This is a genomic window from Streptomyces panacea, assembly GCF_040560175.1.
Classification (GTDB): domain Bacteria; phylum Actinomycetota; class Actinomycetes; order Streptomycetales; family Streptomycetaceae; genus Streptomyces; species Streptomyces panacea.
Genome location: NZ_JARJHW010000238.1, coordinates 1 through 9,933 on the forward strand (window position 1 = coordinate 1; position 9,933 = coordinate 9,933).

Below are 9,933 nucleotides of genomic sequence, written 5' to 3' on the forward strand. Positions count from 1 at the left end.
GCCAACCCGATCCAACCCCAACCCGACCCAACTCCGACCCGACCCAACTCCGACCCGACCCAACTCCGACCCGGCCACCCGACCCGACCGAGCGGGCACGGAGGAGCCGTGACCGAGACGCGAAGAGAGCACGAAGGACGCGCGAAGAAAGCACGAAGAGAGCCTGGCGAGGACGTGGGGGAAGCTCCCGGCGCGAAAGCGGACCCGGCCGCCCGGCCTTCGGCGGACAATTCCGAACCGCCCCCGGAGTCGACTCGCCCGCCTCCACCGACACTTAACACGCCGTACACAACAGGGGCATGGCCTTTCCTCCGCGTATCCGGCGCGGCGCCTTGCCATGCCCGGAATAGCGGCTGCCCTCTCGCGCATCGGACGCCTTCCATCCAGCCATTCGGCCGTTTATCAACCTGCCCCGCGACGGCCTGAATTGGTTGCCTCGGGATCACTTCCCCGCTCGCGGGACCCGGCCTCCGAGCGGCGCGTACGACGCTCCCGGCAGGTCCCGACGGGGCGCGCGACCGCGTCCGCGACGTGTCCGGCGGACACCCTGCCGAGGTACCCAGTCGCGACGTTCCGGACATGGCCGCATCGCGAAGACTCATGAGAACCTCAAATGGATGCTGTGATGTGCGTCACATATTCTGGGCGTGTCGCACCACCCCCCTGGGCCCCGCGCGAGGGCGGAAAACTGAAGCTGAGAGACCGTACGGGCACCCTTCGGATCGACCGGTGACGAGTCGACAGCACAGGGCGATCACATCCCGCCCTGTTCACCCCACCCACCGGACCGTTTGAACATACGGAGTGGAGGCGAGATGGAGGGGTGTCATGGCCGCGGGTGGCCGACACCTCGCCCACCTCGACCACGGGGGAGGCAACTCCCGCGTCACGGGCGGACGGATCGGATTACCACTCCGGTCCGATGACTGAAACGGGGGCAGGAATTTTGACTGACGCATAGACCGGAAATCCGTACTTCCCGACCACGCTCGATCGAACCGGAGCAAGCAGCTCTTCCGGCGGCAGCCCTGTGAACGAGCTTGTTGTTTCAGGCCGTCGAGCACCTCGGAATCCGGCGCCTCACCGCCGGACAACCGTGAGGTTGATACAGGTGAATCCACGAAGTGTCCTCAGAGCCCCCCACCTCGGACTGGAAAACGATCACTTGAGAATCCTGCAACTCGTCTCGCAGGGCTGCACCATGGCGCAGGTCGCACGCCGGATGGGAATGAGCGACCGCACGCTGCGCCGAAAACTGCGGGCCATATGCGAACGCGTCGACGTCGAAACGCCGATCGAAGCGGTTGTGTGGGCCGTACGGCGAAGAATCGTGTGAGCCCCGTCCAATCACCCGGTTCAATGACCCGATGCCCGCGCGACAAGCACCATGTGGTGCCGCACCACGCGGCACCGGGTACACGCGGGCGACGAGAATTTGGCAATTCCCGTTCGGACGGGTAGGTCCTACGAGCGGCGGTGCCGTGTGACGGTTGGCGGAGGAATCGTCACCGGCCGCCGTTCGTCGGCCCGAACCTCGTGACGCCGCACGCGGGTACGGTTTTCCCTGCTGACCCGCGTGGCAGCGGCGCGACGAAAGCCCCACAGCGAGTCGTCCCCCGGACGCGCCTGCGGCGGTGCCCGGCGGGTCCCCGGGGACGGCCGCGCACCGCCCGTCCGGCCCGGCGCGGCGGTCCTGCGCCTTACCCACCGCGCCCCGCCTCAGCCGAGGGTGGCCGATGGCGGTCAATTCGTTGTCCGCCGACGGCGTCCCGCGATAGAAAACGGCTGTGGCAGGCGAAAAGATTCAATACCCGCAGGGCCGGTCTTCCGCGTCGGCTGTCGACAGTCCCGTGGACGCATCGGTCGAACAGCTCCTCGTCCAGCTCCACTTGGGTTCACTCAACGCCTCGGAGGTCTTCTCCTATCCGGGCCGCAACGACAACTGGTCCGGCGTGACCGACACCGGCAATGCCGTATTCGTGAAGCGCCTCAAAGGGAATCCCAAGGAATCCCTGAAGCGCTACCAGCGGCTGATGTCATTCGAGCACCTGATGAATCGCGGCCGATCCCCCTTCCCCCGCCCCGAATTCCTGGGCGGCGACGAGGAACAGCGTCTGCTGGTCTTCGGCATGCTCGACGACATCCGGTCGGGCAGCGAGCTCGCCGCGGAGGAGGAGTTCACCGAGGCGACGTCCGCCGAGGCCGGCCGGACGGTGGCGGCCCTGCACCAACTGCCGTTCCTGCCGGAGGACTTCCCCGAGCCGGATCCGCACCCGTATCCGCCCGTCGAGGACCTGCGGTCGCTGCCGCTGGAGCACTACGTCAACGCCACCGGTGCGTTCATCCAGGGCTGGGGCCTGTTGCAGCGCGACGCCGCGCTGCTCGACGGGCTCGAACGGCTCCGGGCGAGCGAGGCCGACGCGGCGCGCGTGCCGATCCACGGTGACCTGAGGCTGGATCAGTTCCTCGCCACCGAGAGCGCGTTGTACGTGAACGACTGGGAGGAGTTCCGGCTCGGCGATCCGGCGCGCGATGTCGGGGCGTACGTCGGCGAGTGGCTGCACCGCGCGGTGCTGCGGATCCCCTCGCAGGAGACGGAAGACGCCTTCTCCGCGACGCTCACCCACGAGGAGGTCGTGGCGCGCGGCAGCGAGGAGCTGAACCGCGTGCTGCCGCTGATCGCCGCGTTCCACCGCGGCTACCGCGAGGGCGGCGGCCCCGGCGACGACGGACTCGTCGTGCGGGCCACGTCGTACGCCGGATGGCATCTGATCGACCGGCTGATCGCCTCGACCAAGGAGAACGGCCGCCTGTCGGCCATCGTCCGGGCGGCGGCGGGGATCGGCCGGACCGCGCTACTTGACCCGCGGAGCTTCGTCTCCACGGTGGGACTCGGGGAGGCCGCATGAGCACGCTCACGGGCACGGGCACCGGCACCGGCACCGGCACCGGCACGGACGCGGAAACCGGCCCAGGCACCGGCACCGGCACCGGCCCAGAAGCAGCCACCGCCACGGACGCCGCCGCCGGGGCGGAACCGACCGACCCCACCGGCCGGACGGCTCCGCTCCTCGCCGCCGGCCTGCGCGACGCGCTCGACGCGATCCGCATCGCGACGGACGGCAGAACCGCCTGGGTCGGCGACGACGAGATCACGGCCGAGTCCCCGCCCGCGATGCGCTTCACGCTCGCCCGCACCCTGTACGAAGTGCTGCACACCGGGCGCGGAATACGCGACCGCAAGGCCCCCAGGACACTGCGCGCGCCGGAGTACGAGACCCGGATCGCCGAGGCGACCCCCCACCCGGCGACCGTCGCGCCCGCCATCCTCACCGAGCGGCGGACGGCCGCCGGGCGGCGCGTGGTGGAGATCGACGGTCTGCGCCTGGGCGTGCCCGACTCGGTGTCCCTGCGGGAGACCGGCCGTACGGTCGGCGATCCGGCGCGCCCCGTGGTCCTGATGACCCTCCCTTCCGCCCGCCCGCTGATCTCGCCGGGCTTCTTCCTGGTGGACAGCGGCAAGGGCCGTACCGGCGGCGGCGATCTGCTGCGCATGTACCTGCGGGTGGCCGACGCCGAGCAGGGGCCCGCCCTGTGGAACGCCGTGCTGAGCACGCTGGAGAGCCGGTCGGCGATCTACCGGGCAAAGATCATCTCGAATCCGGCCAGCCTGCCGCGGAACGACGGCATGGTGGTCTATCTGAGTTCCGAATCCTGGGGCGTGGTCGACGCGTTGACCGAGAGCGCGCTGGCCACCGGGCTGCCGGACGGCCCGTCCCCCGCGTTCGCGCACGTCGTGGCCCCGGGTGTGACGGCCGCCTGGGAGCCGAAGGACGACCGTGCCGGGATGCGCGGGCTCAGTTTCGGCGAGCACCGCGCGCATGTGGTGGCCCGCGCGTTCGTGGCGGCCGCCGAGCAGGGGCGCGAGCGACCGACCGTCGCCGAACTGTCGGCGGCCTGCGCCGCGGCGAACGTCGACCCCGCCGACCCCGCCCGGAACCTCGACTCGGCGGCCTGGCCCTGGACACCCGGACCGACGGCGGACCCGAACACCGACGCCACCACCGACTCCACCACCGACACCGACACCACCCCCGCCGGGGCCGCCGCCGCGCCCTGACCAGTCGGCCGTGCGACCGAAAGTGACCGGATGTAACCGCAAGCTGGAGGAGAACCACCACCATGGCCAAGGCAGAACCACGTCCGGCCGGCACCGATGAACTGCGCGTCTTCGCCCAGCTCCTGGAGGGCCGGAAGACCGCCGTCGCCGGTGCGGTGGTGATGAGCATGCTCTCCGCCGTCGCCACGCTCATGCTCCCCCTCCAGGTCCGCGACCTGGTGGTGGCCCTGGGCCAGGACGAGCGGCCGATCCGCCCGATGCTCCTGATGGCCGGTCTCGCGCTCGGCGCCGGTCTCACCTCGGCGCTCGGCTCCTTCCTGCTCGCCCGCGCCGGTGAGGCCCTGGTGTCCGAGGCGCGGTTCCGGATCGCCGCGCACATCCTGACCCTGCCGCTGCGGCGTGTACGGCGCGAGGGAGCCGGCAATCTGGTGGCCCGCGCCAGCTCCGACAGCTCGCAGCTGCGCTCCGTGGTGGATGTCGGTGTGGCGCAGATCCCGTCGTCCCTGTTCCTGGCCATCGGCACGCTGATCGCCATGGGGCTGCTGGACTGGGTGCTGCTCCTGGTCGTCCTGGCGACGTTCACGATCGCCGGGCTCGGCATCGCCGCCTGTGTACGGGCGATCCGCAGCGGGGTGGAGAGGCAGCAGAACGCCATCGGTTCGATGTCCCAGCAGATGACGGCGGCCGTGCTGTCGCTGCCGACGGTCAAGGCGTTCCTGGCGGAGCGTCAGGTGGCGTCCTCGCTCGGGGACAGCGTCGACGACGCGCGCAAGGCGGCCGTGTCCGTCGCGCGCGTGAGCGCGCTGGTCGGTCCCACGATGCAGTTCGGGCAGCAGCTGTCGATCGTCGCGGTGATGGTCGTCAGCGGGGCCCGGCTCGCCTCCGGGGATCTGAACATCGGCGAGTTCGCCGCCTTCATCGTGTATCTGCTCCAACTGGTCTCGCCGATCACGCTGTTGGTGTCGGGCTTCGCCCGGATGCAGGCCGGTCTGGCCGCGCGCGGCCGGCTGAACAGCGTGCTCATGATCCCGTCGGAGGACCCCGGGGCCGCCACGCCGGTCGAGCCCTCCCCCACCGCGCCGGCCGTGGAGTTCGACCAGGTCTCGTACGTCGACGGCGAGCGCACCATCATCCACGAGGCGTCGTTCGCGGCGCCCGCGCGCGGGCTGACCGCCGTCGTCGGTCCCTCGGGCGCGGGCAAGACGACGCTGCTCGGCCTGACGGAGCGCTTCCTGCTGCCGGACTCGGGCCGGATCTCGCTGTGCGGTTTCCCGGTCGAGGAGTGGCCGCTGCACCAGCTGCGCGGCGAGATCAGCTACGTCGACCAGAGCTTCACCCTCGTCGAGGGCACGGTGCGGCAGAACCTCCAGCTCGGCAGGGACTCCGACGTACCGGAGGCGGAGCTGTGGCGTGCGCTGGAGACCCTCGGGCTTCGCGGCGCCGTCGAGGCGCTGCCGGACTCCCTGGACACCGAACTGGGCCGCGCGGAGGACTTGTCGGGCGGTCAGCGGCAGCGGTTGGCGGCGGCCCGGGTGCTGCTGCGGGACACCCGGGTCGTCCTCTTCGACGAGCCGACGTCCCAGCTCGACAGCGAGAACGAGGAGCGGCTGCGGGCGTTGATGCGTGAACTCGCCGCCGAGCGGGCGGTGATCGCGGTCGCGCACCGCATCTCGACCGTGCAGGACGCGGACCTGATCGTGGTGGTGGACGAGGGGCGCGTCGTCGACCGGGGTACGCACGAGGAGTTGCTGACGCGCTCCGCGCTCTACCAGGAGCTGGTGCACGGCCAGACGCTGCGCGGCGGGAAGGGGCAGGGCGGGAGTGCCGTCGCCCCGGCCGTGAACGGCGCCCCGGCGGCCACGCCGCCCGCCCCCATGGACCCGGCGCTCGCGCCGGAGACCGCCCCCGCTTCCGAATCCGCGCCCGTGGCGGGTTCGGGGGCGGGAGCGGCGGCCCGGTGACCGCCGGGACGGGGGTGCCCGAACCGGTGGGCGTGCGGCGGCTGTTGGTCATCGGTACGGGGTCGGTGACCGCCGCCCATCTGCCGTTCTGGGCGAGCTGGCTGAAGATGGGGCAGCCCGGGGTGGAGGTGCGTTACGTCCTTACGGGGGCGGCCACCCGGTTCGTCACCCGCGAGGCGCTGGTCGCCATCGGCGGCTGCGACGTGCTGGCGGACCGCTGGCCGGAGGAGCCCGAGGCGCGCGCCCGCCATGTGGATCTCGCGCAGTGGCCGGACGCCGTGGTGGTCCTGCCCGCGACGCTCAACTACCTGGCCCGACTGGCACTTGGGCTCGGGGACTCGCCGTCGGTCCTCGCGCTCCAGTGCACGGAGGCCGCGATCGCGCTGGCGCCCGCGCTGCCGCCCGGTGGCGCGCAGAGCGCGGCGTACGCGGAACACTCCGCCAAGCTCGCCGGCCGCCGCAATGTGATCGTCGTCCCGCCGCATCCCGGCCGCAGTACGACCAGTGGCCGGCGCGAGGCCTGGGCGCCCGCGTCGTTCCCCGAAGTCCTGTCCGCGGCCGACCGGTTGCGGGCGGAGTTGGCAACAGCGCAGGAGAAGCAGAGGGAGAGAACATGACCACCGAAGCACCCCGGCAGACCGAGAACCGTACGAACGGTTCCGCCCGCCCGAACGGCGCCGCCAACGGCTCCAAGCCCTCCCGGGGCGCGCCCGGCAGCAGCGCGTACGGCGAGGCGCTGGCCGATGTCTACGACTCGCTCTACCCGACCTCCGGACCGGCCATCGACTCCATGGTCGCCTTTCTGGAGGAGCTGCGTCCGGCACCGGCCTCGCTCCTCGAACTGGGCGTCGGTACGGGCCGGTTGGCAATCCCGCTGGCCGAGCACGGCTATCGGGTGCACGGCGTGGACGCCTCCCCCGCGATGCTGGCGAAGCTCCACGAGAACGACCCCACGGGCGATATCACCAGCTCGGTCGCCGACTTCAGCGCGCTGGTGGTGGAGGAGCGGTACGACGTGGTCCTCACCGCCCTGAACACGTTCTTCATGCTGCCCACGCAGGAGTTGCAGATCAGCTGTCTGCTGGGCATCCACGACGCGCTCGCCGACGGCGGGGTCGCGGTCTTCGAGACGTACAACCCGCAGAACTACCACCGGCTCTCCGAGGCGACGACACAGATCGGTCATCTGGCGGCGGACGCACTGCTGTTGGACACGATCCAGGTGAACAGGCAGCTCCAGTCCGCGCTGGTCGTCCACACGATCCTGGGCCCCGGCGGGCTGCGGAAGGTGCCGGAGGTCAGCCGGTACGCGTGGCCCGCCGAGTTCGACGTGATGGCCAGGCTCGCGGGGCTGCGCGTCACCGGCCGCTGGGCCGGCTGGGACCGGAGTGCGCTGTCAGAGCTGACGGAGAAGCACATCGTCGTGGTGGAGCGTCAGAGCGCGTGACAGCTTGACGAAGTGATGTGTTAACGCAATACTTCAACGAGTTAACGCATCATCACTGTCTCCCTCATCACCGTCGGAAGGTGCGGCACATGGCTGCGGCAGCGCTGGAGGTCGACCGCGTACGGAAGAGCTACGGCAAGCGCCGAGCCGTCGACGACATGACCTTCGACATCCGCGCCGGTGAGCTGTTCGGCTTCGTGGGAAGCAACGGGGCGGGCAAGACCACCACGATGCGGATCATCCTCGGAGTCCTCACCCCCGACGCCGGAGAAGTCCGCTGGCAGGGCCGTCCCGTCGACTTCGCGGCCCGCAGGCAGTTCGGCTACATGCCCGAGGAGCGCGGCCTGTATCCGCGCATGAAGGTCGCCGAACACCTGCGGTATCTGGGCGAGCTGCACGGCATGTCGCGCGCCGCCGCGCGTACCGCGTCCGACCGGTGGATCGAGCGGCTGGAGGTCTCGTCGTACGCCTCCGAGGAGGTCCAGAACCTCAGCCTCGGCAACCAGCAGCGCGTCCAGCTCGCGGCGGCCCTGGTGCATGAGCCGAAGGCGCTGGTGCTGGACGAACCGTTCTCCGGCCTCGACCCGGTGGCGGTGGACGTGATGCGCGACGTGCTCGCGGAGAGGGCCGCCGAAGGTGTGCCCGTCATCTTCTCCAGCCACCAACTGGCCCTCGTCGAGCGGGTCTGCCACCGCGTCGGCATCGTCGGCGGCGGGCGGCTCATCGCCTGCGGCACGGTGCGCGAGCTGAGCGAGAGCGCCGAGCGCCGGCTGCTGGTCGACGCGCCCGGGGCGGGCGAGCACTGGGCGGCGGGGCTGGCGGGCGTGGAGGTCGTGAGCCGCGAGGGCACCCGGACCCGGCTCCGGCTGGCGAAGGGCGCCGACGACCAGAAGGTGCTGCACGCGGCGCTCGCGACGGGGCCGGTGTCCACCTTCGTATCCGAACAGCCGCCGCTGACCGAGCTGTACCGCGATCTGGTGACCAGAGACGACGCCGAGAGCGAGGCGAAAGCCACGGCCACGACTACAGCAACGGCCACGGCTGAAACGGGAACGGGAGCGGGAACGGGAGCGGTCCGGGCGGACAGCGACAGTGAGGGCGGCGGGCGATGAGTACAGCGGCGCGGGCAGACGCCGGCACGGACGCGCGTGTACCGGACGGCGGCGCACCGGCCCCCGGTGGCGGCCCCTCCCCCGATCCGGGCGCGCTGTCGGCCCGCCGGGCGGTCGGCCTGGTCGCCAGGCGCGAGATCAACAGCAGGATGCGGACGAAGTCCTTCGTCCTGAGCACGCTGGGACTGGTGCTCGGACTCGGCGTCTACACCCTGATCATCCTCTTCTCCAAGGAGGGGCCGACCAAGGTCGGTCTCGACCGGGACGTCGCCGCGCTGCGCCCGATGCTGACCGCCGTCGCCGACCGGGCGACCGATCTCGACTTCGAGTTCGTCACCATCGACGGCGACGGTGGCGGCGAGGGCAACCGCGACCGCGCCGAGACGATGCTGCGCGACGGTGACGTCGCCGCCGTGATCGGTGGCGACCCGGCCGACCTCACGGTGACCGTGGAACGCGAGACGAACGAGGACCTGCTCGCCGTCGTGAACGCCGCCGTGGCCGAGGAGCGCACCGCGCGAGAGCTGGAGCGCGCGGGCGTGGACCCGGTGGAGTTCGCGGAGCGCGTGGGGTCGTCGGCCGCGGAGACGAGAACGCTGGAGCCTTCGGGGCACAGCGCGGCCGAGCAGTTCGCGCTGATTCTCTCCTCCACCGGACTCCTGTACTTCTTCTTCATCATCTACGGGATCATGCTGGCGCAGGGCGTCGTGGAGGAGAAGACCAGCCGCGTGGTGGAGCTGCTGCTCTCCAGCATCCGGCCCTGGCAGCTCCTCGCGGGGAAGCTGATCGGTGTGGCCGTGGTCGGCGTGACCCAACTCGTCCTGCTCGGCGGAGCCGCGGTCGTGCTCGCCGAGGGCACCGGAGCCATCTCACTGCCGACGGCGGTGGCCGGGACGCTGGTGACGATGGGCGTCTGGTTCCTGCTCGGCTTCTTCCTCTTCGCCGCGATGCTGGCCGCGGCGGCGGCGCGCGTCTCGCGCCAGGAGGACCTGCAGTCGGTGGTGCAGCCGGTGATGGTGCTCATCACCACGCCGTTCGTGCTGGGCATATCCCTGCTGAGCAAGAACGCCCACGACCCGGTGATCGAGTGGCTCTCGCTCGTACCGCCGCTCAGCCCGATCCTGATGCCGGCGCGCATGCTGCTCGGTATCGCGCCGGCGTGGCAGGTGGCGGTGTCCCTGGTGCTGGCGGTGGCCGCGCTGGTGGGACTGACCCGTATCGCCGGGCGGATGTACGCCAACAGTGTGCTGCGCAGCGGTTCCAGAGTCCCGCTCGCCGAGTCACTTCGTCTGC

At 70.9% G+C, this 9,933-nt stretch carries 8 protein-coding genes; all 8 read left to right on the top strand.

Annotated elements, in window-relative coordinates; all coding sequences use genetic code 11:
* Nucleotides 1-1,165: 1,165 nt before the first annotated feature.
* Nucleotides 1,166-1,336, top strand: coding sequence for a helix-turn-helix domain-containing protein (locus tag P3L51_RS32860; RefSeq protein WP_354608997.1), 171 nt, complete (start codon nucleotides 1,166-1,168; stop codon nucleotides 1,334-1,336).
* Between the two features lie 514 nt (nucleotides 1,337-1,850).
* A complete protein-coding gene (gene lxmK, locus P3L51_RS32865; protein ID WP_354608998.1) occupies nucleotides 1,851-2,909 on the top strand; it encodes a class V lanthionine synthetase subunit LxmK in 1,059 nt (352 codons plus the stop codon).
* Nucleotides 2,906-4,120, top strand: coding sequence for a T3SS effector HopA1 family protein (locus P3L51_RS32870; RefSeq protein ID WP_354608999.1), 1,215 nt, complete (start codon nucleotides 2,906-2,908; stop codon nucleotides 4,118-4,120). The genes lxmK and P3L51_RS32870 overlap by 4 nt, the downstream gene beginning before the upstream one ends.
* 62 nt (nucleotides 4,121-4,182) lie before the next feature.
* Nucleotides 4,183-6,081: an ABC transporter ATP-binding protein gene (locus tag P3L51_RS32875; protein ID WP_354609000.1), complete on the top strand. Its 1,899-nt coding sequence runs from the start codon at nucleotides 4,183-4,185 to the stop codon at nucleotides 6,079-6,081.
* Nucleotides 6,078-6,698 carry a flavoprotein gene (locus P3L51_RS32880; RefSeq protein ID WP_354609001.1) on the top strand — a complete coding sequence of 207 codons (621 nt, stop codon included), beginning with the start codon at nucleotides 6,078-6,080 and terminating at the stop codon, nucleotides 6,696-6,698. Before P3L51_RS32875 ends, P3L51_RS32880 begins: the two co-directional genes overlap by 4 nt.
* Nucleotides 6,695-7,528: a class I SAM-dependent methyltransferase gene (locus P3L51_RS32885; RefSeq protein ID WP_354609002.1), complete on the top strand. Its 834-nt coding sequence runs from the start codon at nucleotides 6,695-6,697 to the stop codon at nucleotides 7,526-7,528. Before P3L51_RS32880 ends, P3L51_RS32885 begins: the two co-directional genes overlap by 4 nt.
* Nucleotides 7,529-7,617: 89 nt before the next feature.
* Nucleotides 7,618-8,640 (top strand): ABC transporter ATP-binding protein, encoded by a 1,023-nt coding sequence (locus P3L51_RS32890; protein ID WP_354609003.1) that lies wholly within the window; start codon nucleotides 7,618-7,620, stop codon nucleotides 8,638-8,640.
* Nucleotides 8,637-9,933: ABC transporter permease (locus tag P3L51_RS32895; RefSeq protein ID WP_354609004.1), on the top strand; the 1,297-nt coding region annotated here is incomplete at its 3' end. The genes P3L51_RS32890 and P3L51_RS32895, both read left to right, overlap by 4 nt.

Bases quoted from the DNA above. Each gene is read 5' to 3' on its own strand.
- P3L51_RS32870 (WP_354608999.1), top strand. From the start codon at position 2,906: ATGAGCACGCTCACGGGCACGGGCACCGGCACCGGCACCGGCACCGGC.
- P3L51_RS32875 (WP_354609000.1), top strand. From the start codon at position 4,183: ATGGCCAAGGCAGAACCACGTCCGGCCGGCACCGATGAACTGCGCGTC.
- P3L51_RS32885 (WP_354609002.1), top strand. From the start codon at position 6,695: ATGACCACCGAAGCACCCCGGCAGACCGAGAACCGTACGAACGGTTCC.
- P3L51_RS32890 (WP_354609003.1), top strand. From the start codon at position 7,618: ATGGCTGCGGCAGCGCTGGAGGTCGACCGCGTACGGAAGAGCTACGGC.